The following is a 23,084-nucleotide window of genomic DNA, read 5'->3' as shown; positions in this document are numbered from 1 at the left end:
GCAAAGGTGTTTCCAAATAAGCGAAATTGGGGTATACTATAGGAAAAGGAGGAATACGTATGTTTGAACAGAATTCTGCTATTCAAAATCAAAATCAGGGATTGTCCTTGCAAAAACATGCCATGAAGACATTTTCGATCATGGGGCTTGGACTGCTGATTACGGCAGTGATCGCTTTTTTCTGCTATGAGAGCGGATTTGCGTTGAGAGCGTTGTTGTCGATGGGCAGCTTCTCTTACTTATTTCTGATCTTGATCGAATTTGGTGTGGTCATCGCCTTCAGCAAAAATTTATATAACATGAATTACACCAGTGCAATGGTGTTGTTTGCCGTGTACTGTGCGATCACCGGCTTTACTTTTTCTACACTGGGCTATGCTTATGACGCGGGAACGATCTTCTTTGCGTTTGGCGTAACGGCGGTTTATTTCGGCTCATTGACGATGATCGGCTTTACGACGAAGGCGGATCTGACAAAGCTTGGAACGATCTGCTTTACCGGATTGATCGTTTTGATCTTAGTAGAAGTGATCGGTATCTTCTTTTTGGATCTGGATCGCTATATCATGATGCTTTCCGGCATCAGTATCTTGATCTTTACCGGACTTACGGCTTATGATGTGCAGAAATTAAAAAATAACTATTACCGTTATGTCGGTGATGGGGAAATGCTGAAGCATTTGGCTTTGTATTCGGCTTTTGAACTGTATCTGGATTTCATTAACTTGTTCTTGCGGATCTTGACGATCTTAGGCAACCGCAACGATTAAAAAAACGGTCATCTGTTTTGGACAGATGACTTTTTATTGCAAAAGAAAAGGAAAAACGCGCTTTGTCTGCATGCAAGGACAATACGCGTTTTTGTTTATTTAGAGGCATCGGCGATCCAGTTTGCGATATTGGCATTTGGATCGTGATGTCCTTTTAATACTGCGCTTTTGGCAGTCATGATGATGACGACGCCCGGTCCATGACCGCTGGTAAAGGAATCGCTGTGTACGATGACGCCGATGGATACCGCGCCTTTTCGATAATGCGGTCCATAGAAATTGTCATGATCTTGGATCAGCACGAGATCGCCGAATTTCAGATCGTTGAGATGATATTGTTCACAGGCCTGCGGATCCATCGTCATGATGTCATAATCGCCGTTCATCATCGTTGCGCTGCCAAGACCTGAACCCATGAGCGCTGCCGGCACCTTCGTTACGACAGGCACGCTGAGATACGCTTTATCCTCCTGTATCGGTATCTGTTTCAATAAAGCGGGGTCGATGTTCATGACATGGATCTCTTCATGCTCTAAGAGCTTTAATCCCTGTCCATGCGCATAGATCAAGATCTGATCATTGACCGCCATGTTTTCCAAATCGGCTTTTGGGAAACAGATCAAGACATGATCGATGCCGCCGTGTTTCCCGCTTACATAACCGATCGCTCCTTTTGCATCACCGCTGATGACTTTTGCGCGGTTGCCGATGCAGGCAAATGCCATCAACGCCGCATTTTCTTTGGGATCGGCGTTTTTCAGGCTGATGCCCGGTTCCACATGATCACCTGCGATTCCCATGCAGCAATCGCCGACCGCGAAGTTATAAGTGATGCCGCCCGTTGCCATCGGAATACGCCCGATACCGTCATATCCGACCCGATAGCCGTTTCCGCTCATCGTCGGATGATGGATACGTCCCTGTACGCTTTGCATGACCAACTGTTTTTCATTTAATTTCATGAATCAATCCTCCTGTTTTTACTATTATAACATATTTGTTTCAAGGCAATCGCGATTATGATACAATAAAAAGCAAGTACAATGAGTTTTGACGCTGCGCCTGTTCATTAAAGGCAGCGTGTGTATGAAACTAGCAGATGAGGTGAACAGATGATCCATACATGTGAGGTAAAAACCGTCGCATTCCGTAAAATTCAAGAAGATGAACAATATCAGACGATCCTTTCCGGTATTGAAGCATACAGCAGGCAGCATTCATTTGAAAGAATGCGAAAGGAGCTGGCAGGCGATTTACAGACGCGCAAGGTCGTTTATCAGGAGCAGTTCTCTTTGCCTTGCAAGCGTACGTTCAGCGGTCTTTATACGATCAAGATCAAAGTGGAGGGAAGGCTGTTTCGCTTTGTGATCGATACCGGCGCACAGGTCAGCGGGATTCGCCAAAGCGTGGCGGAACGCTTGGGGCTTGCGGCATGCAGCGGCAGTTTATCGCTCAGCAGCATCAGCGGGAAGCAGCAGGAACGAAACGGCTATGTGGTAAGAAAGCTTTATCTGGGCAAGATCGCTTATTATGACTATCCGATGATCATGCTGCGTGATGAGGATTTCTGCATTCCTCACACAAAGATTCCCTTGACGCGGATGGATGGCATCATCGGCTGGGATCTTTTACATGAATTAGACTTTGAGATCGATACGATTGCCCATGTCTTTCATGTCTTAAAAAATACGCATCGCTTCCTTCATCGTAATTTTATAAGCGGCACCTTTCCGGTCGTGGTGGCGCTGGATGGAGAAAAGCAGTATTATTTCGGTATTGATACCGGTGCGTCGATCGGCTGGCTCGCCGCGAAAAACATGTCGGGCAATCCTTTTCAACAAAGCGGTACGATCAAGACGATGGGCATTGGCGTACATGGACTAGAACGAATGGAAACTGCTTATGTAAAGGAAGTTTGTATGCAGGTAGACCGCGCTGAGATCCATTTACAGGGCGTGATCAGCGGACGCTGTGATATGTATGCGGGTATCCTGTTAGACGGCGTATTTGGCAATGAGATCTTTGCGGGGCGGCGCATTCGTTTCTTAAATAGCGCGCAGGTAGTTTTACTGGTGTGAGAAATTGTGGTATAATGCTCAAATAGAAAGGCAGGAGATACAATGATTCGACATGGCAAGATCGTAATGGAAAACGGGGAAGTGATCCCTTTTGAATTATATGAAGACGATGCACCGATCACGGTAAAAAACTTCATTGACTTGATCAACAAGCATTATTATGACGGAAAGACGTTCCATCGGGTGATTCCCGGCTTCGTATCGCAGGGAGGCTGTCCTTATGGAGATGGCAGCGGTGATCTCGGTTATACGATTCCCTGTGAAACCAAGAACAATCCGCATCGTCATGTGAGCGGCGCTTTGTCAATGGCACATCGCGGCAAGGATACGGGATGCTGTCAGTTCTTCATCGTTCATGAACCGCAGCCGCATTTAGATGGGGTACATACGGTGTTCGGCAAGGTTACGGATAATTTAGAAGCAGTTTTGAAGATGCGCGGCGGCGATGTCATGCAGCGTGTAGAAATGGTGGACTAGTGATGGATGATGTAAAAAGACTGGGATATCCGGCAGCGATCATTGCATTATCCGCTCTTATCGTAAAATTGTTTCAGCAGTATATTCACATTCCTTATCAGACAACGGTGATCACGATCATCATCGTGCTTGCGCTGTTCTTATTCGGGATGTCGCTTAACAAAAGCCGTAAACGCCGCAATCCTTCGGTATTCAAGAAAATATTGGCTATTTTGATCATGGTGTTGCTGCTGCTCATTCAGCTGGGCTATATCCGCATCGCACTCATTGCAGAAACGTTTCAGTTTTTCGGAATCGATGCTTTCTTCATCAATATGATCTATATTTTCTGCGGCTATCTGTTCGCGGACTAGAGCATTTGCAAAAGGCAGATGCTTTTTTATTTCCTGCTTGCAGTTGCGTTTCTTTCTTGTTTTTGTTAAGATGAATCAGGAAATAGAGGTGAAAAGACAATGCTGAACTGTAAAATCGTCTGTCCTAACTGTGGAAAAGCGATCCCACATGCCATTTTACGCTTGAAAAGCCGTCATGTTTGTGAGAAATGCGGTCATGTTATCATGGCAGAGCCGAAGATGGTCGTTCACTTCTTATTGGGAATCACGCTGTTTTTCTTTGCCGGCGTACTGTATTACATACTGGAAGCAGGAAGCTTGCCGCAGGCGCTTCAGTTTTTGATCTTGCTGATCGCAGTGTATGCTTTGTATTTTCTGCTGCTGTATGTGCTGGTCAAGCTGTTTGGGGCAAAGCGGATCTATCATATTACCGATCATCGGGAAAACAACGGACACTTCTAAAAAAAGGTACGCTTCACGAGCAAGAAGCCTACCTTTTTTATTGATCCTGATGTTGTCTTAGCCATTCAAAGGCGAAGATCGCCGCTGCACCGGCTGCGTTGAGCGCATTGCGAAACGATTGGCGATAAGGGATATACACGTTTTGATCAGCAGCGTCTTTGACATTTTTGGATAAGCCGCGCATCTCACCGCCGATCGCAATACAGACGCGTTTTGGGAAAGTATAAGTATATAAGGAACAGGCATCTTTGCGTTCCGCACAGACAAGGGCGATCGCTCTTTGTTTCAGTTCCGTTAAAGTGTGCAGTGGATCTTCCATGACGATGAGCGGCAAATACTCACTGGCACCTGCGGAAGCGCGGGCGATGATCGTTGCTGCACTTGTCCAGTTGCGCTTAGGAATCAGTACCCCATCGCATCCAGCCGCATAAAGGCTGCGCAGTACATAACCGAAATTATAAGGATCCTCCACACCTTCTACCAGCGCCAAAAACAGCGTTTCTTTCTGATCGACCTGTTCTAAGCTCTGAAAGGTGCGTGCTTGGCATTTGGCGATGCAGCCGCCATGCGTTGTACCATCTGCCAGCTGATCGATTTCCTCACGGGTCATCGGCGTAACCGCAATGTTTTGTTTTTTGGCCGTTCTAATGATAAACGCCAGATCACGATCACGCTTGTTTTGATCGACGATGACCTCGATCACTTCTCGATAAGGAGAAAGCAGCGCTGCCTTTACGGAAATATTGCCTTCTAATAGATAAGTCATAGCATTCCTTCTTTCTTTTCCATTATAAAGGAAAGAAACCAAAAGAAAAAGAGGAAAATCCTCTTTTACAAAGTAAACAGTTCGTTTTTGGAATGACCGCTTGCTTCGATTTCCTTTAAGTTCTGCAAAGCGATCTCGACCATGTTTTTTACCGCTTCATCACTGTAAAAGGCGATGTGCGGGGTAATGATGACTCGATCATGCTGGATCAACCGTTTTAACAGTGGATCCTTGATGTCGTCGATCATATTGTTTTTTAAGTAAAGCCCGTTTTCATATTCATAGACATCCAAAGCGGCTTTGGCGATCTTGCCGCTGTCTAAGGCTTCCAACACATCATTGGTATCAATGAGCGCACCTCTTGAAGTGTTGATCAAAACGACGCCCTCTTTCATTTTGGCAATGGTTTCCCGATTGATCATGTGATAGTTTTCCTGTGTCATCGGGCAGTGGATCGAGATCAGATCCGCTTTCGCATATAATTCTTCCAGCGATACATAAGTCGCATACTGCTTGACGTCTTCGTTTGGATAGTTGTCATAGCAGATGATGTGATCGCTGAAGCCGCTGAAATTCTTGATCGTTTCAAAACCGATGCGGCCGGTGCCGATGATACCGATGCACATATTGCGCAGCTCTGTGCCGATCAGGCCTTTGATGGAGAAGTTATAATGCTCCATACGCTTTAAGGTCTGAGGCAGATTGCGGATGCTTGCTAAGGCGAGCGTCAGCGTATATTCACTCACGGCGTTAGGGGAATAGGCCGGTACGTTCATACACTGAATAGACAGCGCTTTTGCGGCCTCTAAGTCCACCTTGTCAACGCCGGCACAGCGCGTCGTTAAGATCTTGACGCCATACTGGCTCAGCTTTTCTAATGCGGGACGATCGGCAATGCAGTTTCCCTGAATGACGATGGCATCATGGCCTTTCGCCAGATAGGCGCTTTCGGCATTAAAGGAATCGATCGTGCAGCGCACATCAAGGTCATATTGTTTTGCGAATGCGTGGAAATAATCGACTTCGTCTTCTCTTACGTTATAAGCTAATACTTTCATTTGGAACCTCCTTTACTACTTCTTTATTGTAGCATAATTTTATTCTATACCAAACTGATACGATTATGATATAATGACGCTGTTTGACAGATATGACAAAAACAGACAGAGGAGATGCGCATATGAAAATCGGATTCGTGAGTTTAGGTTGTTCTAAAAATTTAGTAGACAGTGAAAGGATCATGGGCGTTTTGCGGGCGAATGGGCACACGCTGGTGCAGGATCCCGCCAAGGCGCAGGCGATCTTCATCAATACGTGCGGTTTCATCGAATCGGCGAAGGAAGAAGCGATCGCAACGATCTTTGAAATGGCGCAGTATAAGCAAAAGGGAAGCTGTGAAAAACTGATCGTAACCGGTTGTCTGGCGCAGCGTTATACAAAAGCCCTGCAAGAGGAGATACCCGAAATTGATGCGGTCATTGCGATTCGTGATTATGAGCGGATCGATGAGATCTTAAAAGCGGTATTGCATGATCAGGGATGCATGCGGTTTTGGGATAGTGAGCGGGTATTGAGCAGCAGGCCATGGAGCGCGTATTTGAAGATCGCGGAAGGCTGTTCCAATCATTGCACGTACTGTGCGATTCCTTTGATCCGCGGTGATAATGTATCTTATCCATTGGAGCAGCTGATCGCGGAAGCGAAGCAGTTGGCAGGTCAGGGCGTGAAAGAACTGGTTTTGATCGCACAGGATACGACGAAATACGGTGTGGATCTGTATGGGAAAGGTATGCTTTTGACTTTGCTGGAACAACTGGAGGCGCTTGGTTTATTTCACTGGATCCGCGTTTTGTATATGTATCCGGATGAAATTGATGAAGCGTTGATCAAGGGCATGGCAAAGCTGCCGCATGTGCTCCCTTATTTTGATATTCCTTTGCAGCATGCAAATGATGAGATGTTAAGAAAGATGAATCGACGCGGTACGATCGAAGAGGTAAAGAAAACGATTGCATTGATTCGTGATGTATTTGCGCATCCGACGATCCGTACTACCTTTATCGTCGGCTTCCCACAAGAAAAGCCGCATCACTTTGAGGAACTGCTTGCCTTTATGAAAGAGATGCGCTTTGATCGCCTAGGTGCTTTTCCCTATTCAAAAGAGGAAGATACGGCGGCGTATGACATGGATGGACAGATCGATGAGGCGGTGAAACAGGAACGCTTAGATCGATTGATGGAACTGCAAAAGGAGATCTCGAAAGCCAATATGGAAGCACATATCGGGGAAGTGATGGAAGTGCTGGTAGAAAAGCGGGATGGTTTGAGCGGAGCGTATCGTGGACGCGGCTATAACAGTGCACCCGATGGGGTAGATGGTTCGATTACCTTTCAGGCCAAGGAAGAACTGGAACCGGGCTGCTTTGTAAAAGTGCGTATTACTGAGGCCGGTGTGCATGACCTATACGGAGAACAATGTTAAAGGGATTTGCGCCGATCGTATCGAAAACACCGAAGGCGCTGATCGTCGGCAGCATGCCCAGCGTGGTTTCTTTATCGAAGCAGGAATACTATGGTTATGCGCAAAATCGCTTTTGGAAGATCTTAGCGGCTTATTATCAGGCAGATATACAAAGTTATGAAGCAAAATGCACGATCATCCGCCAGCATCATTTGGCGCTTTGGGACGTGATCGCTTACTGTGAAAGAGAAGGCTCGTTGGATAGCGCGATCCGTAAAGTGATCCCCAATGACCTGCACGCCTTTTGCGATCGCTATCCCAAGATCCAAGTGATCCTTTGCAACGGCAGTAAGGCGGCACAACTTTTGCATCAGCATTTTCCCGATCTGCCGCTCAAGGTGATCAAACTGCCTTCTACCAGCAACGCCAATCGTACGATCAAGGAAACACAATTATATGAAGCATGGTTTGATGCCCTAAAACAGATCGAACAATAAAAGTATAATAAAAAAGCATATGGAGGGACATATGCTTTTTCATATGAAATCTTAATAGTTTGCTTCGTATGCCTGTTTGCCTTTATCTGCCATATCGAGCAGCATTTCTTCATCATCTGCTTCTTTTAAGGCTTGATAGGCAGCTTTCTCCGCTTTCTGATCAGACGCTTCATTTAAGCGGGCTTCGCTTAAGGACATTACATAATATGCGGCATATACGTATGCTTCATCGGTATCTGATTCACATTCTCTTAAAAGTTCAGAGAAATCGGAATAGATGTTGATGGATAAGCTGGAATAGGGCTTTTCCATATCGACATAAGTTTTTGCGGCTGCGACTGCGTCCTTTTTCACTGTTTCATCTACTTCGTCAAATTGGTTGTTGCTGCCGCAGGCAACCAAAGCAAGCGTCAATGCCAACAGCACTGCCATACCGCTTAATTTTTGAATCGTGTGTTTCATGTTTCTTAACTACCTTCCTTATCATTTTCCTTCTATTTTGATTGGCTCCCCTCCTGCCATATGCTATTTTAGGATAGATTGGAAAAATTTTCAATCATTTTTATAGAGGATCGTCAAGAAAATGAAATCAGTGAAAAAATGAAAGAAGTTATTTTTCAATCAGCTCCCAGGCGCGGATCCCTTTGCTTAGATCAAAGGTGTAGTTTTGTTTGCAATGATCGCAGATAATGGTAACGTCATGTTCATAGACGCCGGGAATGTTGCAGTGCTGTTCGATGATCTTGCCGTTCCCGCATGGGCATGCAAATTCGATCCATTCCTCACTGCCGCCTCCAAATTGTAAAGAAAGGGAGCTGTTTAATTGTTTGGTGCGCATAGATACCTCCTTTGATGAGGGGAAACGCTGAAAGAATAGCATTGAAAGTGATTGCTGTCAATGGGAGCGAGCGAAAGCATATAAAAAAACCGCTGTCATGCAGCGGTGCTTTTCATCTGGCGGAGACTATGAGATTCGAACTCATGGTGGCGTGAACCACACGACGCTTCCAACATCGCACCTTAAACCACTCGGACAAGTCTCCTGATGTACTCCATAAGTCTACTGATTTTTTGATTGTTTGTCAAGATGAAAAGAACTTTTCTTGTCTGTGCCGCCCGTTTTTAAGCGTTAGGGATTCCTTATGCGTTCCATAGCAGGAAGCGATCATAAATAAAAAAAGAAGCTATAATCAAATAGATCCGTTCGCTTCTATTCTTGTTACAGCTTCTTGTTTTTACAAACTGGTGACCCCTCAGGGATTCGAACCCTGGACCCACTGATTAAGAGTCAGTTGCTCTGCCAGCTGAGCTAAGGAGTCATAACTAATGCTAAACTAGTATATAACAAAAGAAATGAAATTTCAAGCGTTATTTAGAAAGAAATCAGAAAATCGCATTTCCCCGTCAAAAGTGATAGGTTTTTCGGGATGAGGTACGCATATGGTAGATCACAGGAGGTGATGAATATGACATGGTATGTTTGGATCGCCATCGGTGCGGGAGCGGCTGCGATCTATAAAGTTGCGACCAGCAGCAGAGGACGCTTCAAGCTGTTTGGATTAGATTTTCGCTGGGGTTAGCACGTTCTAAATTTTGCCTCGTTCAGCATAGTCTTAAATGAGGTGAGATCATGGGAAACAAACGATTGATTTATGCAGTTGCGTTCAGTATGGCTTTGTTGTTCTCAGTTGGTTATTACATAATGTTTCAATCAATGGAAAGTGCAGAAAGCGACAGTGTCGTGCTTTATTTCAATCAGGTCGGTCTGTTTGAAAAACAAGAGGGTGCGGATGCGACGATCGCGGCACTGGAAAAACTGGATATTGCCGCGCGCATTCGTGAGCAGGACGATATCAAAGCGGTCATCTGCGGTATTTCAACGGATAAAAAAGAAACGAAGAACGTACAGAAAATACTGGAAGAGAACGGGTATCCGTACGTTTTTAAGGAAGTAAAGACCAACGATGAAGAGATGATCAAAGCGATCGAACGCAAAGACTATGCTGAAGTCTTTGAAAGGATCGATCATGAAAGTAAAGGAACTGAATCAGAATGAACGGCCGCGGGAGAAAGCGCTGCGAAACGGGGTCGAGGAATTATCCAATCGTGATCTGCTGGCCGTGATCTTGGGAAGTGGCACGAAGGGCGTTTCTTCACTGGAACTGGCGGATCAGATCTTGACGCAGGTGGGAACGATTGCCGCGTTACAGGCTTTGACAATCGCCGATCTGACCGCTTTTAAGGGAATCAAATGCGCAAAGGCGATCTCTCTTTTGGCTGCCGTTGAATTGAGCCGGCGCATGAGCGAGGATGAGATGCGCCAAAGCGCCGTCAAGATCGAGCATCCCAAGCATTTAGTAGAATGGCTGAAAGCGAAGATCGCCTATGCCTCACAGGAACATTTTGTCGTCATTTATCTAGATCACGGCAACTGTATTTTGAAGCATCAGATCCTGTTTCGCGGCAGTGATCATGCTTCAATCATATCCGCGAAAGAGATTTATCGTTTAGCGGTGGTATATGGGGCAAGCAAGATCATCGTGGCGCATAATCATCCTGCCGGTTCCTTGACGCCGAGCGTGCAGGATATTCAAACGACACAGGCGATCGTACAGATGGGGGAGATGATGGGAATTCATTTGCTGGATCATTTGATCGTTACCAAAGAAGGTTATTGCAGTCTCAGGGCACTGAATCTATTGAAAGGATAGCGGCATTTTTCTAGTTGCGCCGAAACTGTTTTACCTTTATAATAAATGCAGTAAAGCAGGTGAAGCAGGATGTCGAAATTCACAAGAACACAAAAAATACTCATGGGTGTGATTGCCTTTTTTATCATGTTCGGGGCGATTACCAAGTCGATGCAAAACGGGAATTTGATCGCCAAACTGGGGTATGACGGTTTTACGATGCTGAATTATGCTTTGATCTCACATCCCGCTGAGCTGGTGAAAAACTGGATGGGAGATCTGGCCCAGCTTTGGTATGTGCAGGAAGAAAATGACGAACTGCGGGAAGAATTGTCCAAGCAGAAAAAATATCGTTTGGAAAATGAACAGTTGAAGCGTGAGCTTGCTGAAAAAAATGCGCTGTTGGATATGATCGATCGCAATGCGCAGTATGAGCCGATCAGCGCCAATGTCATCAAACGCGATGCGGATGGCTGGAATGCGCTCATTACCATTGATGTAGGCGAAAGCGATGGCATCCAGGCAGATATGGCAGTGGTGAGCGCTGATGGGATGATCGGCAAAGTGCAGGATGTCAATTACAAGACGTCTACGGTCAAGCTGCTTACCAGTGAAGATCGCAGCGAACGGGTCAGTGTACGTGTTTCCATCAGTGATACAGAGAGCGCCGAAGGCATCTTGGAATATTATGATGAAGCGAAAGGCTTGTTTTTGATCAGATTATTTACCCAAAATGAGAATGTGACCAAAGGGATGCAGGTTACGACATCCGGACTTGGCGGCCTTTATCCAAGCGGGCTTTCCATCGGCGAGATCGCTTCGGTGGAAGAAATGGACAACCAGATGGGAAAGACGGTATTTGTTACGCCGGCGGCGAAATTCGATTCCTTTTTATACGTGGCTGTTTTGAATGATACGGAGGCGAATTAAGATGAGGATGGACGCACTGTTTATTTTTGTCTGCTTCCTGGTAGATTCGGCACTGAGCATGTTATTTCCGATCAGTTATGCACCGGATGATTTTATCTTCATCGCAAGTCTGGGCTTTTGTGCGCTGGTCTTGACTTTGCGTAAATATCAGTTGTTGGATGCCGTGCTGTTAGCCGGCTGTTTCGGCTTGTTTTATGATTTTTTCTATGCCAACACGTATCTGATCAATTTTATTCTTTATATCCTGATCGCATGGCTTGTCTGTATCTGGCGCAAGCATATGACGGAAACGATCTTTGAATCGATCATTTTATGTATTACGACAATCTTCGTCAAAGAGGGCATGTTATACTGTATCATGAGGATCATGGATCAGACATCGCTTTCTGTCGGCGAATGGTTTGTGAATCGTGAATTTCTGACGCTGACGCTGAATGCGCTCATGGTATTTGTCTTAGTCAGCATGATACGTATCAAGGACGATTATCTGCTCAGCAAGGAAAAGCGGATCCGAAAGGAAGAAAAGATCGAATGGATGAAGTATTTATCAAAGCGGTAAACGGCGGTTACGTCGTAAAAGGAACATGCAGGGAACAAACATCGTTCTTTGCGCAGCTGAAGCAAAAACTGGAAGCATGTGCTGCACACGCAGGGGAGCGGTTTCCGGTTTTTTTTGATGTCGAAGGGTGTCTAAGTGAAGCGGATTATGAAAGGATCTTTCATATCTGTGAAACAAGCGGCGCGCTCTGTATGGGGTTTGATCAGGAACAAAAAGATGATCTGATGATCGTAGAAACGAGCCTTTATCCCGGCAAACAGTATTTTTATCGCGATCGGGTACTGCTGCTTCAGGACGTGCCGAAAGACTGCTATGTAACCTGTCTGAAAGACGTTTATGTGCTGGGAACGGTTTTTGGTCAGGTCGATGTGTTTGATCAAGACGCGAAGATCGCCGCAGGATGTTTTGACCATGCACAGGTGCGCATTTGTGATAGTTGTTTTCAAAATATGACAAATGATGCGCCTTTGATCCTGTATTATCAAGAAGGAGCATTGAAGTGCAAACCGAGGAGGGAAAGCAATGGGAGAAGCAATCGCGATCACATCGGGTAAGGGCGGTGTAGGCAAAAGCAGTGTTACGCTGAATCTGGGCATGATGCTGGCGATGAAACAAAAACGGGTCTGTTTGATCGATATGGATCTCGGGTTAAAAAATCTCGATCTGATGATGGACTTACAAAATCGGGTCATCTATGATCTGAAAGATGTATTAGAGGGCAAATGTCCGCTGCGCAAAGCGATCATAAAAGACAAGCACTGCGCCAATTTATATTTACTGCCGGCATGTAAATCCATGCGCATTCATGATATGAAAACAGCGGAGATCAAGCGGGTCGTCGATCTGTTGAAACACGAGTTTGACTATGTGCTGTTAGATACCCCGGCGGGCATTGAATCAGGATTTCTCTGTTCACTTCCCTGTGTGGAGCGGGTCTTGCTCGTATCGACGCTCGATGTTACGAGCTTGCAGGATGGAGATCGGGTGATCGGGCTGCTGCTAAAGGAAGGACTGGATCAGATCGATCTGATCATCAATCGCTATCAGCCCCGTTTTGTGGAGAAAAAGATTTCCCTGTCTTTAGAAGATGCGGCACAGTGGCTGGGCATCGACCTTTTGGGATATATCTTTGAGGATGAAGAAGTGATGCGCGCCAATAATTATCATTTTGCGGCTATCATGCAGAGTGAATCGCTATATGCTTGCTTTGACGCATTAGCGAAGCGATTGTGCGGGGAAGCGGCGCCGCTGCCGAAATATCGGGAAAAGAAACTGCTGGCAAAGTTATTCGGCTCATGACTTTGCCTTTTCTTTTACAGTGAAAAATGGTAAAATGAAAAAACAGAAAGAAATGAGGTGCCCATGCGAAACGACTTTTTGAAACGGTTGAATAAAAAACTGACATATGCACGTTTGATCAAGATCATTTTCGTGCTGCTCATTTTCTATTTGCTGAAGCAGACGGAAAGTGTCTGGGGTGAGGCACTGCGTTTGGCGCTTACGATCTTACAGCCTTTTTTGATCGGCTTAGCGCTTGCTTATCTGATCGATCCCTTCGTTTCGTGGCTTAAGCGTAAGAAGGTTCCGACAAGCGTATCTGTCCCTTGTATTTGGCTGGTCCTGATCACTTGTCTGCTTTTGCTTTTTATGGGACTGCTGCCGCTTGTTTATGATAAGATCGTCAATTTTATCAGTTCTTTGACAATGGGCTTGCAGGAAATCAGTGAAAAGATCGTCAGCTGGATCAATCCGGATGAGGAGCTGAGCCTTTTATCGGATCTGTCTGCGTATGCGATCGACCTGTTAAAGACCTATGACACATGGCTGCCGGATCTGGTCAATTCCATCCCTTCTTATATGAATACGTTTTGGAATTATTTGACCGGTGCGCTGTTTTCCATTATCATTGCGATCTATATGCAGTTTCATTTCGATGCGATCAAGGCGAATATCTATATGCTTTGCGAACGGCTTTGCAAGGGCAGCGGATGTTACTTGAAAGCGATCGATGAAGATCTGACGATCTACTTGAAATCACTGGTCATCATCATGGCGATCAAGCTGGCAGAATACAGTTTGTTTTATCTGCTGATCGGGCATCAGGATTGGCTGATCATTGCGATCTTGATGTCGATCGGGGTCATGATCCCTTATCTGGGCGGTACGATTGCCAATATGGTCGGTATTTTGACCGCATTGACACTGCCGACGGGAAGGATCGTGATGCTGCTTGTGGGCATCGTTGTCTTGTCCAATCTGGATGCTTATGTCATTTCACCGCTGGTTCATGAGAAACGCTCGGATCTAGGCCCATTGGTCACGCTGCTTGCCGTTTTTGCGGGCGGCTGTATTGCCGGGGCGATCGGTATCATGCTGTCGGTGCCGGCAGCCTTGGCGATCCGTTCGGTTTATCAGCTGTATAACAAGCAGCACACAAATGATGAAATTTTGAAAGAAGAGCTGTGAAAATGTGGAAGAAAGATGATCTTTGCGGTCATCTTTTTTTGTTTGATACATGATTATGCCCTTTTCATCATATGCTTTACTGGAAAGAAGGGATCATCATGAAGCAAGGACAACGGATTCATCGCCGCATTGCCAAACGCCGCTGCGGCCGAAACAAACCGCCGGCTTTCTACCGCTTTTTCTATCGCTTCAGCATGCTGATCATGATTGGCTTGGTCGCTGTGCTGGGATATGGCATCAGCGTCAAGCAGGGATTTGTAACGGGAGAAGATCTGCTTGCGGTCGGTACGTGGTTTCCTTTTGAAAAGTGGTTTTCTTTGCAGGATGAAACCGTCAGTGCCATGCCGGCTTATGCGCTGTTAAAAGATCATTATTACTCCAATGGCAGCAATCAGGCGCAGGCGATCGGCGATGGAGTGGTACAAAGCGTAGAAAAGCAAGATCAGCGTTACGTGATCTTAGTAAAGCAGGATAATGGGGTCATTGCCACATATGGCACGTTAGAAAGTACGGCAGTCAAAAAGGATGAGCGGATCCAGCGGGGCGATGTGTTGGGAACTTATCAGGAAAGCCTGTATCTGTATTTTGAAAAAGATGGGAAAGAGATCGATCTGACGCAGGCAAAACAAGGGTGAAAATCCGGATCTCATGGTGGTGGCTTCCTTATGGAATACTGATGCTGGCAAGCAATATGTGGAAAAGCGCCTTATTCTTATTGCTAGTGCTGTCGCTTCATGAAAGCGCGCATATGATGGCTGCCAAGGCATTTCACTATGAAGTGCCGCAGGTCGTTCTTTATCCTTTCGGCTTCGGGGCGTCGATCCTGCATTTGGGGCATGGCTCGCTGTGGCGGGAAACACTGATCCTTTTAGCGGGACCCTGCGTCCATTTGGTTGTTCCTTTTCTGCTCATTGTTTTGGTAAAATTCGATCTGATTTCGATTACGTATGCGAATTATTTAGAACAGCTGAATCAAAGCGTCCTGCTCTTTAACCTGCTGCCGATCTATCCATTGGACGGAGGACGGATCTTATTGAATTTTCTGCATCTGTTTTTGCCGTATTGCTGCGGATTATGGGTGAGCTATGCGCTGTCTGTCTCGCTGGTTCTATATTTGTTTCATGAAACAGCTGTTCTCTCCTTTCAGATCGTCCTGCTTTTTTTACTGTTTCAGCAGCTGCTTTCCTGTTTGTTTATCAAAAGGGAAAAGGAACAATTTTATTATTACCGCTATCTGTCAGCACCTAAACGCATCCGGCTGAAGCATCCTTTTCAAGACTGCTTTAGAGCCTTTTACAATGTGATCCGTTTTGAAAAAGAATGGATGCAAGAGAAAGCGTGGATCAGACGCTACTTTGAAAAGGAGGATTTGAAAAAGCGTAAACAATCTCATCAAATTATGTTATAATGCTGATGGGAGGCTGATGCTATGAAGAAAAAGGTACTGTGTCTTTGCTGCATGTTGATGATGAGCATGCTTACGGCGTGCAGTCCGTCAACGCCAAAGATCTGTACGACCAGTTATCCGGTAACCTTTTTGGTAGAACATATCGGCGCCGATTATGTGGATGTATGCAATATCAGTGAGAATACGATGATCCAGCGGGCTTCGATCAAAAGTGATTTCAAAGAGCAGCTGGAGGATGCGGACGCTTTGTTTTATATTGGCGGGTTAGAGCCGTATATGGATATTTATCGCGAGGATATTCGTGATTCTAAAGTAAATATGGTCGATTTGGGCACCCGTTCCGCCGTTTACCGCTTTCAGCGTTATACTTCGGCGCTGTTAGACGGGAATCGGGTTTATACGGAAAGTGCCTATTATCAAAGCGATGCGTTCCGTTATGTCGATCAGTATGATCATGATCCTAATATCTGGCTGGATCCGATGGCAATGAGCTCGATGGGCAGTACGATCAAAGACTATCTGGTGGCACAGTTTCCGGAATACACGAAAGTGTTTGAAGAAAACTATGCTGCTTTGCAGTATGAACTGGCGCTCATCGACAGTGAGTTTCAGGAAGTCAGTGCAGCCGGCTCGATCAAGATCGTGACCATGACGCCAAGCTTTGGCTATTGGCAAAAGCCATATGGCATCGGGGTCTATCCGGTGTCGTTATCCCGTTTTGGCGCATTGCCTAATGAGGTGCAGCTAGAAGTCATTAAGCAAAGGATCAAGGATGATGGGGTGCGCTATATCGCTTATGAAGCGAACATGCCAAAGGATATGGTCGCGCTCTTTGATGAACTGAAAAGCGAATTGGGACTTACAAGGGTCGATTTAAGCAATATTTCTTCTTTGAGCAAGGAGCAGCAGGAAGCAAATAAGACATATTTAACGCTGATGTATGAGAATCTGGATGCGTTGAACGCACTGAATAACGGAGAATAATGAAAATGGAAGGGCGCTCCCTTCTGTTTTTTCATGTACGTGGATCACAGCGAGTTCTATTTGCTAGTGCAGCGTAAATCGGTTATACTAATACTGATCAGAATCAGTGAGATTGAGAGAAGATAAGCAGAAAAGGCAGGAGGAAACAAGATGAAGCAGTTGTTGTTGATCGATGGGAATTCTTTGTTATTTCGCGCTTATTATGCGACCGTTTATGGACGTATGATGCGCACATCAAATGGGATTGCTACCAATGCGGTATTCGCATTTATCAATATGGTAAACAAGGCGCTGGATCAGATCGATCCGGATTATGTGCTGGTAGCTTGGGATGCCGGCAAACAGACGTTTCGTCATAAAGAGTATGCGGATTATAAAGGAACGCGCAAAGAACTGGATGAAGATCTGATCGTACAGTTTCCGATTGCCAGAGAATTTTTAGATGCGTGTGGACTGTATCGCTATGAATGCGATGCATTAGAAGCAGATGATATCATCGGATGCAGTGCGAAACGCTATCCGGATATGCAGGTGCATATCTTATCGAGCGATCGCGATTTATTGCAGCTGGTCGATGCGACCACGGATGTCTATCTGATGAAAAAAGGCATCAGTGATATGATGATCGTCGATGAAGCGAAGATGGAAGAGCTTTACGGTCTGAAGCCGATGCAGATCATCGACCTGAAAGGGTTGATGGGAGATGCTTCCGATAATATTCCCGGGATCAAAGGGGTCGGAGAAAAGACCGCGTTGAAGCTATTGCACGCTTATGAAAGCGTGGAAGGCGTCTATGCGCACTTAGATGAGATCAAAGGGAAGATCAAGGAAAAACTGGAAGATGGAAAAGAAAGCGCGTTTTTATCCAAGCATCTGGCGACCATCGTAACCGATCAAAAACTGCCTTTTTCCTTGGAGGAGCTGCGCTATGAAGGCTATCGGGAAGAAGTGCAGGATTTTTATCAGAAATATGAAATGCGCTCTTTTGCACATAAAAGCGGAAAGAAACTGCGCAAGGTAGAAGCGGTGTCGTGTCAGGTGGTCCAAAAGATCGATACGGAGCTGTTGCAGGGACGCACCTCTTTCTTTCTGGATGTGGACAATGAATCACTGTGGCTGAAACAGTGCTTCGGCATGGCGATCGGCAATGAGGAAAAGATGGAATACATTGCGATGGAAGATCTTTTGCGTGATGAAGCGGCGCTTGCATATCTGAAAGGGCCTCTTCCTAAATGCACCTATGACTGCAAACAGGCTTATCATATGTTTGCACGATATGGCATCGCGATCGAACAGCTTTCTTTTGACTATCATATCGCGGCGTTTTTGCTTGACGGTACGCTGATCGATTATGAACGCTTTGCCAATCATTATGGGATCCGCAAGGCATTGAATATGGAAGAGATTTATGGAAAAGAGGGAAAACCGAAGTTAGCAGATGAATCGCTGCGGGTCGAATATGTGTCGCAGCAGCTGGCCGGTATGATCCCGCTATATGAAGATCTGGTGCGGCAGTTAAAAGAAACGAATATGTGGAAACTGTTTGAAGAAGTGGAAATGCCGCTGGTAAAGGTGCTTTATGAGATGGAGCGAAACGGTGTTGCCACGGACTTGCAGGTATTAAGTGAAATCGAGGCGCGCACCGCGAAAAAGATCGAAGAGATTAGCGCTTCTATTTATGCGTGTGTCGGACATGAATTCAATTTGAATTCACCGAAGCAGCTGGCCATCGTATTGTTTGATGAACTGGGCTTAAAAGCAAGCAAAAAACGCAGCACTGCCATTGATGTCTTAGAAAAGCTGACGCATGCGCACCCGGTCGTGCCGCTTTTGATGGAGCATCGCAAATATCAAAAGCTGTATTCGACCTATGCGGTCGCTTTGGCAAAACATGTGCAGGCTGACGGCAAGATCCATACGATCTTCCATCAGACGCTGACCCAAACAGGGCGTTTGTCCTCCTCTGATCCGAATTTACAAAACATCAGCGTAAGAGATGAAGAAAGCAGAGAAGTGCGCAAAGCGTTCGTGGCAAGTGAGGGATGCGTGCTGTTGGCGGCGGATTACAGCCAGATCGAACTGCGCATGCTTGCTCATATGGCTGAGGAGCAAGAGATGATCGATGCTTACAATCATGGCGTCGATATTCATACCAAGACCGCGATGCAGATCTTTGATGTAGCACAAGAGGAAGTAACGCCGCAAATGCGAAGAAGCGCTAAGACGGTCAATTTCGGCATCGTTTACGGGCAGTCGGAATTTGGCCTTGCACAGCAGTTAAACATTACCAGAGCGGAAGCCAAGACTTTTATGGATCGTTATTTCGCATCTTATCCGGGCATCCATGCTTTCATGGATCGAACGATTGCCTTCTGTGAAAAAAACGGCTATGTGGAAACGCTGCTGCATCGCCGCCGTATCATCCAGGAGATCAGGGAAAAGAATTATATGGTAAGAGAATTTGGCAAGCGGGCAGCGATGAATGCCCCGATTCAGGGAAGCGCCGCTGATTTGATCAAGATCGCGATGATCGATGTATTTCATGAAATGAAAAAGCGCAAGCTGCAATCAAAGATGATCCTACAAGTGCATGATGAACTGATTTTCGATGTAGTGAAAGAAGAACTGGAGGAAATGCTGGAGCTGGTAAAGGAACGCATGGAGCATGCGATGCAGTTATCTGTTCCATTGGTGGCGTCGATCGACTACGGTTCTTCCTGGTACGAGGCGAAGTAAGATGCCGGAATTACCAGAAGTCGAAACGGTCTGCCGTACCCTGGAGCATTTGCTTAAGGGAGCGGAGATCGTAAAGGTGGAAATGCCTTATGCCAAGACGATCGCAACGGATCGCTTGGTGTTTGAACAGACGCTTGTAGGAAAAAGATTTACCGGCTTTTCACGCATCGGCAAATATTTATTATTGGAATTAGAGGATCAGATGCTCATTTCTCATTTGCGCATGGAGGGGAAATATTATGTGCAGCAGCCAAGTGATCCTTATGATCGAAAGCATGTGCATGTGCAGTTTTACCTGCGTGATGGCAGAGTCGTACGCTATCATGATACCCGTAAATTCGGGCGGATGTATCTGTATCCTAAGCAGAGCGATCCATACACATATCCTTGTATGGCAAATGTCGGCTATGATGCCTTTGATGAGCGGGTTACGACAGAATATTTATGGAAGGCGTTTCATTCCCGCAGCATTACCTTGAAGCAGGCGCTGTTAGATCAAAGCGTCGTGGCCGGGGTCGGCAATATCTATGCCGATGAGATCTGCTTTGCGCTTGGCTATGATCCAAGAAGCAAAGTGTCGCATTTACGCAAATATGACTTTGCGAGCTGGATCAAAGAGATGCGGCGGATCTTGCAGGGCGCGATCAACAGCGGCGGCACGACGATTCGCTCTTATACTTCTTCGCTTGGGGTAGACGGCAGATTTCAGCTACAGCTAAAGGTACATATGAAAAAGGGGGATCGCTGTGTGCGATGCGATGGGATCATTGAAAAGACCAGTGTAGGAGGAAGAGGCACATATTATTGTAAAAAGTGCCAGAAGCGAAGATGAAAACGATCGGTTTAAGCGGCGTGATGGGGGCAGGCAAATCCAGTGTTACCAAGATCTTAAAGGAGCTGGGCATTTATGTGCTGGATTGTGATGAAATCAATGCGAAGCTGCTGCTTCCCGGTGAAGAAGGCTATCGACAGGTCATGCGCGCTTTTGACAAGATCAGCGATGCTCAGGGAAAGATCGATCATCGCTTGCTGAGTGCGGTGGTTTTTCATGATGAACAAAAACGAAAAAAGCTGGAAGCGATCATGCATCCGCTGATCAAAAAGGAGATCGAAAAACAACTGGCAGCGTATGACGGTGCGGTGGCGGTCGTGGAAGTGCCTTTATTATTCGAGATTCACTGGGAAGCGTATTTTGATGAAATCTGGTGTGTGTGCTGTCCCCGGGAGCTGTTATTGCAGCGGCTGCAGACAGGGCGAAACATCTCGCGGGAAGAAGCGCTGAAACGCTTGCGCCATCAAATGCCGCAGGAAGAAAAATGTAAGCGCAGCGATGTCGTATTGGTAAACGACGGCAGCAGGGAAGCGCTAAAAGCACAGATTTTACGTGCTTTGCACAGAAATGAAGAAAGATAAGGAGTGAGAACATGCTTAGGAAAGAAGATCGCATCATGATTGAAAAGCAGGGATCCTTTTTCACGCGGACAGCGGAGCTCGCTTTCCTGTATCTGCCCTGCATGGGCAAAGAAGCGCTGGCGCTTTATACGGTGGCGATGGTATATGAAGAAAGCGATCATGAAGGACTTTGTGTGCTTTTAGGCTGTTCGATCGGCCGTTTGGAGGAAAACCGCCGGCAATTAGAGCGTTATGGCTTATTAAAAACATATTATCGGGAGAGCAATCGCACTTATCTTTGGAAATTGCAGGAACCACTTGCCGGCGATGTCTTTTTACGCCATGAGATCTTCGGCAGATGGTATTTGAGCCGTTTCGGCAAACAGCGCTTTGATGAAATGTGCACGCGTTTTGAAAGAAAGCCGCCCGCAAAGGGTTATTTGGCGATCAGTGCGCCTTTTCAAGAAACGATGGCAGAATGGAGCGATGCGAGCGAGCAGCACTACCAAGCCCATAAGCCGGATATACAAATGCCGCAGGGATTTGACTATCAGACTTTTTTACAAATATCCGAGCTGCTGTTTCCTAAGATCGCCCGTACAAGGGATAATCTGGCGCTGATCGGACAACTGGCGCTGAATTATGGAATCCATGCCAATGAGATGAAAAAATGGGTCGCAAAGGCTTACGATATGAAAAACGCAACGTTAGATGAAGCAAAACTGCGCTATTATGTAACCCACATAGAACCGCGTGAAATGACGGCAGTTTCTTCTTATCAGCAGCATCCGATCACTTATCTGAAGCAGCTGTTTCCGGATGTGCCGGTGAATGAAGAGGAAAAGCGGTTAATCGAGCGGCTGCTTTCGCAGTATCACTTTTCTTATGAACTGATCAATTTCTTATTGGAATATGCCTTGGCAAATTGTGATAATAAATTGATCGATCGCTATGTATATAAAGTAGCGTCCAGCTGGAAACGCAATCAGATCGACACTGTGGACGCAGCCAGAGCGGCGGTGCGAAAAGAAACAAAAGAAACAAAGAGCAAGCAGGATAAACCACTTCCAAGCTGGTATTATGAGGAAACGACAGATGGGGAAGAAGTGGTGAGCGATGAAGAGATCAAAGAACTGCTTGCTTCGTTAGGCGGTGAATGAGATGGAACAGGTACAGTTTAATTTTCCTTTGACAAAGGAACAGGAAGAACAACGGCAAAAGCGCTTTGAGAAACTAAAAAACAGTGAAACGATGCGGCAATGGCTGAAGCGAAACCGCTGTGATGAACATTTCTTATGGGAGCACAGCGTAAAGATGGAACAGCTCTTAACGCGTTATGAAACGTGTCAAAGCTGTCAGGGCCTGCATCAGTGCGCTTATGCAAAGAAAGGCTATGTGCTGGATCTCACTTTTGAACAGGTACTGCTTGAGCAGCTAACACCATGCCGCTACATGCGCAAGAAGATGCAGGAGCTGGCACATTTGCAAAACTATCGCTATTGTGATCTGAGTGAAGCACAGCTGCTCATCAATTTGGAAACGCTGGATGTTTCCAAGGAGAGCAACGACTATAAGACGATGTTAAAGCAGGTTGTGCTTTCCGCCTTCAAAAAGCAGAAAGGCGTTTATCTGTATGGCAAGCCGGGCGTGGGGAAAACCTATTTGGCGGCAGGCATCGCCAATCATTTTGCCAAGCAGGGACAAAAGGTCGCTTTTGTGAATGTCGTCAGACTGATCCAAGATCTGAAAGGCATGTTTGGGGACAGTGATGCGATCGCCAAAAGAATGGAGCTGCTCATGCGGGTGCCGGTGCTGGTGCTGGATGATCTGGGCGGGGAGAACATTACCAAATGGAGCCGTGATGAAATCCTGCTGCCGCTTTTGGATGCACGCATGGAAGCAGGCTTGTTTACGTGCTTTACGAGCAATTATCAGTACGGCGATCTGCAGCGGCAGTATCAATATGCTTCGGGAATCGAGGAAGAAATGAATGCACTGCGCTTTTTGGAAAGAGTGAAAGCCTTATCATGTGAAATTTTTGTAAAAGGCAGCAGCAGAAGGTAGAAAAATAATCAG

General features: G+C 46.0%; 27 protein-coding genes and 2 tRNA genes. 22 read left to right on the top strand and 7 right to left on the bottom strand.

Going from position 1 to position 23,084, the window contains the following annotated elements:
- The first annotated feature begins 59 nt into the window (after positions 1 to 59).
- Positions 60 to 770, top strand: coding sequence for a Bax inhibitor-1/YccA family protein (locus C1712_RS00430; RefSeq protein WP_102265819.1), 711 nt, complete (start codon positions 60 to 62; stop codon positions 768 to 770).
- 95 nt (positions 771 to 865) lie between these two features.
- Here C1712_RS00430 and C1712_RS00425 read toward each other — a convergent pair whose 3' ends face one another.
- Complete coding sequence (locus C1712_RS00425) at positions 866 to 1,732, bottom strand: DUF4438 domain-containing protein (RefSeq protein WP_102265817.1); 867 nt, start codon at positions 1,730 to 1,732, stop codon at positions 866 to 868.
- Between the two features lie 150 nt (positions 1,733 to 1,882).
- On the opposite strand from C1712_RS00425, the gene C1712_RS00420 reads away from it, so the two are divergent.
- The 4 genes from C1712_RS00420 (at position 1,883) to C1712_RS00405 (ending at position 4,119) form a co-directional block, all read left to right on the top strand.
- Complete coding sequence (locus tag C1712_RS00420) at positions 1,883 to 2,848, top strand: retropepsin-like aspartic protease (RefSeq protein WP_102265815.1); 966 nt, start codon at positions 1,883 to 1,885, stop codon at positions 2,846 to 2,848.
- Between the two features lie 42 nt (positions 2,849 to 2,890).
- Complete coding sequence (locus C1712_RS00415; protein WP_102265813.1) at positions 2,891 to 3,325, top strand: peptidylprolyl isomerase; 435 nt, start codon at positions 2,891 to 2,893, stop codon at positions 3,323 to 3,325.
- 2 nt (positions 3,326 to 3,327) lie between these two features.
- Positions 3,328 to 3,678, top strand: a complete 351-nt coding sequence (locus tag C1712_RS00410) for an amino acid permease (protein ID WP_102265811.1) — start codon at positions 3,328 to 3,330, stop codon at positions 3,676 to 3,678.
- A 99-nt stretch (positions 3,679 to 3,777) separates the two neighbouring features.
- Positions 3,778 to 4,119: a hypothetical protein gene (locus tag C1712_RS00405; protein WP_102265809.1), complete on the top strand. Its 342-nt coding sequence runs from the start codon at positions 3,778 to 3,780 to the stop codon at positions 4,117 to 4,119.
- A 37-nt stretch (positions 4,120 to 4,156) separates the two neighbouring features.
- On the opposite strand, the gene C1712_RS00400 is transcribed toward C1712_RS00405, so the two are convergent.
- Together C1712_RS00400 and C1712_RS00395 are read right to left on the bottom strand one after the other, a co-directional pair.
- Positions 4,157 to 4,885 carry a TrmH family RNA methyltransferase gene (locus C1712_RS00400; protein ID WP_102265807.1) on the bottom strand — a complete coding sequence of 243 codons (729 nt, stop codon included), beginning with the start codon at positions 4,883 to 4,885 and terminating at the stop codon, positions 4,157 to 4,159.
- A 65-nt stretch (positions 4,886 to 4,950) separates the two neighbouring features.
- Positions 4,951 to 5,943, bottom strand: a complete 993-nt coding sequence (locus tag C1712_RS00395; protein WP_102265805.1) for an NAD(P)-dependent oxidoreductase — start codon at positions 5,941 to 5,943, stop codon at positions 4,951 to 4,953.
- A gap of 122 nt (positions 5,944 to 6,065) precedes the next feature.
- Between C1712_RS00395 and rimO the strand changes: the two genes are divergently transcribed.
- Positions 6,066 to 7,367, top strand: coding sequence for a 30S ribosomal protein S12 methylthiotransferase RimO (gene rimO, locus C1712_RS00390; RefSeq protein WP_102265803.1), 1,302 nt, complete (start codon positions 6,066 to 6,068; stop codon positions 7,365 to 7,367).
- Positions 7,361 to 7,843 (top strand): DNA-deoxyinosine glycosylase, encoded by a 483-nt coding sequence (locus C1712_RS00385; protein WP_102265801.1) that lies wholly within the window; start codon positions 7,361 to 7,363, stop codon positions 7,841 to 7,843. The genes rimO and C1712_RS00385 overlap by 7 nt, the downstream gene beginning before the upstream one ends.
- A gap of 51 nt (positions 7,844 to 7,894) precedes the next feature.
- Here the strand turns inward: C1712_RS00385 and C1712_RS00380 are convergent, their stop codons facing one another.
- The 4 genes from C1712_RS00380 to C1712_RS00365 form a co-directional block, all read right to left on the bottom strand.
- Positions 7,895 to 8,305 carry a hypothetical protein gene (locus tag C1712_RS00380; RefSeq protein ID WP_102265799.1) on the bottom strand — a complete coding sequence of 137 codons (411 nt, stop codon included), beginning with the start codon at positions 8,303 to 8,305 and terminating at the stop codon, positions 7,895 to 7,897.
- Between the two features lie 148 nt (positions 8,306 to 8,453).
- Complete coding sequence (locus tag C1712_RS00375) at positions 8,454 to 8,681, bottom strand: hypothetical protein (protein WP_102265797.1); 228 nt, start codon at positions 8,679 to 8,681, stop codon at positions 8,454 to 8,456.
- A gap of 117 nt (positions 8,682 to 8,798) precedes the next feature.
- Positions 8,799 to 8,886: transfer RNA gene (locus C1712_RS00370), tRNA-Ser, on the bottom strand.
- A 200-nt stretch (positions 8,887 to 9,086) separates the two neighbouring features.
- Positions 9,087 to 9,162: transfer RNA gene (locus C1712_RS00365), tRNA-Lys, on the bottom strand.
- Between the two features lie 311 nt (positions 9,163 to 9,473).
- On the opposite strand from C1712_RS00365, the gene C1712_RS00360 reads away from it, so the two are divergent.
- The 15 genes from C1712_RS00360 to zapE all read left to right on the top strand — a co-directional run bounded on the left by C1712_RS00360 (position 9,474) and on the right by zapE (position 23,072).
- Positions 9,474 to 9,899 carry an SPOR domain-containing protein gene (locus C1712_RS00360; RefSeq protein ID WP_102265795.1) on the top strand — a complete coding sequence of 142 codons (426 nt, stop codon included), beginning with the start codon at positions 9,474 to 9,476 and terminating at the stop codon, positions 9,897 to 9,899.
- Entirely contained in the window at positions 9,871 to 10,554 is a 684-nt protein-coding gene (gene radC / locus C1712_RS00355) for a RadC family protein (protein WP_180963023.1), read from the top strand. Before C1712_RS00360 ends, radC begins: the two co-directional genes overlap by 29 nt.
- Before the next feature lie 69 nt (positions 10,555 to 10,623).
- Entirely contained in the window at positions 10,624 to 11,463 is an 840-nt protein-coding gene (gene mreC, locus C1712_RS00350) for a rod shape-determining protein MreC (RefSeq protein WP_102265791.1), read from the top strand.
- A gap of 1 nt (position 11,464) precedes the next feature.
- Positions 11,465 to 12,022 (top strand): rod shape-determining protein MreD, encoded by a 558-nt coding sequence (gene mreD / locus C1712_RS00345; protein WP_245858016.1) that lies wholly within the window; start codon positions 11,465 to 11,467, stop codon positions 12,020 to 12,022.
- The gene (locus C1712_RS00340; protein WP_102265790.1) at positions 11,995 to 12,576 is read left to right on the top strand and encodes a hypothetical protein; all 582 of its coding nucleotides are present in this window, start codon (positions 11,995 to 11,997) and stop codon (positions 12,574 to 12,576) included. Before mreD ends, C1712_RS00340 begins: the two co-directional genes overlap by 28 nt.
- The gene (minD, locus tag C1712_RS00335) at positions 12,545 to 13,321 is read left to right on the top strand and encodes a septum site-determining protein MinD (RefSeq protein WP_102265788.1); all 777 of its coding nucleotides are present in this window, start codon (positions 12,545 to 12,547) and stop codon (positions 13,319 to 13,321) included. The genes C1712_RS00340 and minD overlap by 32 nt, the downstream gene beginning before the upstream one ends.
- A gap of 63 nt (positions 13,322 to 13,384) precedes the next feature.
- Positions 13,385 to 14,488 carry an AI-2E family transporter gene (locus tag C1712_RS00330; RefSeq protein ID WP_102265787.1) on the top strand — a complete coding sequence of 368 codons (1,104 nt, stop codon included), beginning with the start codon at positions 13,385 to 13,387 and terminating at the stop codon, positions 14,486 to 14,488.
- A 98-nt stretch (positions 14,489 to 14,586) separates the two neighbouring features.
- The gene (locus C1712_RS00325) at positions 14,587 to 15,123 is read left to right on the top strand and encodes a M23 family metallopeptidase (RefSeq protein WP_180963022.1); all 537 of its coding nucleotides are present in this window, start codon (positions 14,587 to 14,589) and stop codon (positions 15,121 to 15,123) included.
- Positions 15,120 to 15,896 carry a zinc metalloprotease gene (locus C1712_RS00320; protein ID WP_146003287.1) on the top strand — a complete coding sequence of 259 codons (777 nt, stop codon included), beginning with the start codon at positions 15,120 to 15,122 and terminating at the stop codon, positions 15,894 to 15,896. Before C1712_RS00325 ends, C1712_RS00320 begins: the two co-directional genes overlap by 4 nt.
- Before the next feature lie 21 nt (positions 15,897 to 15,917).
- Complete coding sequence (locus C1712_RS00315; protein ID WP_102265783.1) at positions 15,918 to 16,880, top strand: metal ABC transporter solute-binding protein, Zn/Mn family; 963 nt, start codon at positions 15,918 to 15,920, stop codon at positions 16,878 to 16,880.
- A gap of 150 nt (positions 16,881 to 17,030) precedes the next feature.
- Complete coding sequence (gene polA, locus C1712_RS00310) at positions 17,031 to 19,616, top strand: DNA polymerase I (RefSeq protein WP_102265782.1); 2,586 nt, start codon at positions 17,031 to 17,033, stop codon at positions 19,614 to 19,616.
- Between the two features lies 1 nt (position 19,617).
- Positions 19,618 to 20,448, top strand: a complete 831-nt coding sequence (mutM, locus tag C1712_RS00305) for a bifunctional DNA-formamidopyrimidine glycosylase/DNA-(apurinic or apyrimidinic site) lyase (RefSeq protein WP_102265781.1) — start codon at positions 19,618 to 19,620, stop codon at positions 20,446 to 20,448.
- Positions 20,445 to 21,029, top strand: coding sequence for a dephospho-CoA kinase (gene coaE, locus C1712_RS00300; RefSeq protein ID WP_102265863.1), 585 nt, complete (start codon positions 20,445 to 20,447; stop codon positions 21,027 to 21,029). Before mutM ends, coaE begins: the two co-directional genes overlap by 4 nt.
- An 11-nt stretch (positions 21,030 to 21,040) precedes the next feature.
- A complete protein-coding gene (locus tag C1712_RS00295; protein WP_102265780.1) occupies positions 21,041 to 22,168 on the top strand; it encodes a DnaD domain protein in 1,128 nt (375 codons plus the stop codon).
- Between the two features lies 1 nt (position 22,169).
- Positions 22,170 to 23,072 carry an AFG1/ZapE family ATPase gene (zapE, locus tag C1712_RS00290; RefSeq protein WP_102265779.1) on the top strand — a complete coding sequence of 301 codons (903 nt, stop codon included), beginning with the start codon at positions 22,170 to 22,172 and terminating at the stop codon, positions 23,070 to 23,072.
- Positions 23,073 to 23,084: the final 12 nt, after the last annotated feature.

Source organism: Massilicoli timonensis, from assembly GCF_900199515.1.
Classification (GTDB): domain Bacteria; phylum Bacillota_I; class Bacilli_A; order Erysipelotrichales; family Erysipelotrichaceae; genus Massilicoli; species Massilicoli timonensis.
This window is presented reverse-complemented; position numbering and strand designations above follow the sequence as displayed.

What these genes read in the sequence shown, in the direction of transcription:
- coaE (WP_102265863.1), top strand. Translation starts at nt 20,445, where the DNA reads ATGAAAACGATCGGTTTAAGCGGCGTGATGGGGGCAGGCAAATCCAGT.
- C1712_RS00425 (WP_102265817.1), bottom strand. Translation starts at nt 1,732, where the DNA reads ATGAAATTAAATGAAAAACAGTTGGTCATGCAAAGCGTACAGGGACGT.
- mreC (WP_102265791.1), top strand. Translation starts at nt 10,624, where the DNA reads ATGTCGAAATTCACAAGAACACAAAAAATACTCATGGGTGTGATTGCC.
- C1712_RS00325 (WP_180963022.1), top strand. Translation starts at nt 14,587, where the DNA reads ATGAAGCAAGGACAACGGATTCATCGCCGCATTGCCAAACGCCGCTGC.
- C1712_RS00340 (WP_102265790.1), top strand. Translation starts at nt 11,995, where the DNA reads ATGGATGAAGTATTTATCAAAGCGGTAAACGGCGGTTACGTCGTAAAA.
- C1712_RS00380 (WP_102265799.1), bottom strand. Translation starts at nt 8,305, where the DNA reads ATGAAACACACGATTCAAAAATTAAGCGGTATGGCAGTGCTGTTGGCA.
- C1712_RS00420 (WP_102265815.1), top strand. Translation starts at nt 1,883, where the DNA reads ATGATCCATACATGTGAGGTAAAAACCGTCGCATTCCGTAAAATTCAA.
- C1712_RS00430 (WP_102265819.1), top strand. Translation starts at nt 60, where the DNA reads ATGTTTGAACAGAATTCTGCTATTCAAAATCAAAATCAGGGATTGTCC.
- rimO (WP_102265803.1), top strand. Translation starts at nt 6,066, where the DNA reads ATGAAAATCGGATTCGTGAGTTTAGGTTGTTCTAAAAATTTAGTAGAC.
- C1712_RS00415 (WP_102265813.1), top strand. Translation starts at nt 2,891, where the DNA reads ATGATTCGACATGGCAAGATCGTAATGGAAAACGGGGAAGTGATCCCT.
- C1712_RS00410 (WP_102265811.1), top strand. Translation starts at nt 3,328, where the DNA reads ATGGATGATGTAAAAAGACTGGGATATCCGGCAGCGATCATTGCATTA.
- C1712_RS00405 (WP_102265809.1), top strand. Translation starts at nt 3,778, where the DNA reads ATGCTGAACTGTAAAATCGTCTGTCCTAACTGTGGAAAAGCGATCCCA.
- mutM (WP_102265781.1), top strand. Translation starts at nt 19,618, where the DNA reads ATGCCGGAATTACCAGAAGTCGAAACGGTCTGCCGTACCCTGGAGCAT.
- minD (WP_102265788.1), top strand. Translation starts at nt 12,545, where the DNA reads ATGGGAGAAGCAATCGCGATCACATCGGGTAAGGGCGGTGTAGGCAAA.
- C1712_RS00385 (WP_102265801.1), top strand. Translation starts at nt 7,361, where the DNA reads ATGTTAAAGGGATTTGCGCCGATCGTATCGAAAACACCGAAGGCGCTG.
- C1712_RS00400 (WP_102265807.1), bottom strand. Translation starts at nt 4,885, where the DNA reads ATGACTTATCTATTAGAAGGCAATATTTCCGTAAAGGCAGCGCTGCTT.
- radC (WP_180963023.1), top strand. Translation starts at nt 9,871, where the DNA reads ATGAAAGTAAAGGAACTGAATCAGAATGAACGGCCGCGGGAGAAAGCG.
- polA (WP_102265782.1), top strand. Translation starts at nt 17,031, where the DNA reads ATGAAGCAGTTGTTGTTGATCGATGGGAATTCTTTGTTATTTCGCGCT.
- C1712_RS00295 (WP_102265780.1), top strand. Translation starts at nt 21,041, where the DNA reads ATGCTTAGGAAAGAAGATCGCATCATGATTGAAAAGCAGGGATCCTTT.
- zapE (WP_102265779.1), top strand. Translation starts at nt 22,170, where the DNA reads ATGGAACAGGTACAGTTTAATTTTCCTTTGACAAAGGAACAGGAAGAA.
- C1712_RS00395 (WP_102265805.1), bottom strand. Translation starts at nt 5,943, where the DNA reads ATGAAAGTATTAGCTTATAACGTAAGAGAAGACGAAGTCGATTATTTC.
- C1712_RS00330 (WP_102265787.1), top strand. Translation starts at nt 13,385, where the DNA reads ATGCGAAACGACTTTTTGAAACGGTTGAATAAAAAACTGACATATGCA.
- mreD (WP_245858016.1), top strand. Translation starts at nt 11,465, where the DNA reads ATGAGGATGGACGCACTGTTTATTTTTGTCTGCTTCCTGGTAGATTCG.
- C1712_RS00375 (WP_102265797.1), bottom strand. Translation starts at nt 8,681, where the DNA reads ATGCGCACCAAACAATTAAACAGCTCCCTTTCTTTACAATTTGGAGGC.
- C1712_RS00360 (WP_102265795.1), top strand. Translation starts at nt 9,474, where the DNA reads ATGGGAAACAAACGATTGATTTATGCAGTTGCGTTCAGTATGGCTTTG.
- C1712_RS00315 (WP_102265783.1), top strand. Translation starts at nt 15,918, where the DNA reads ATGAAGAAAAAGGTACTGTGTCTTTGCTGCATGTTGATGATGAGCATG.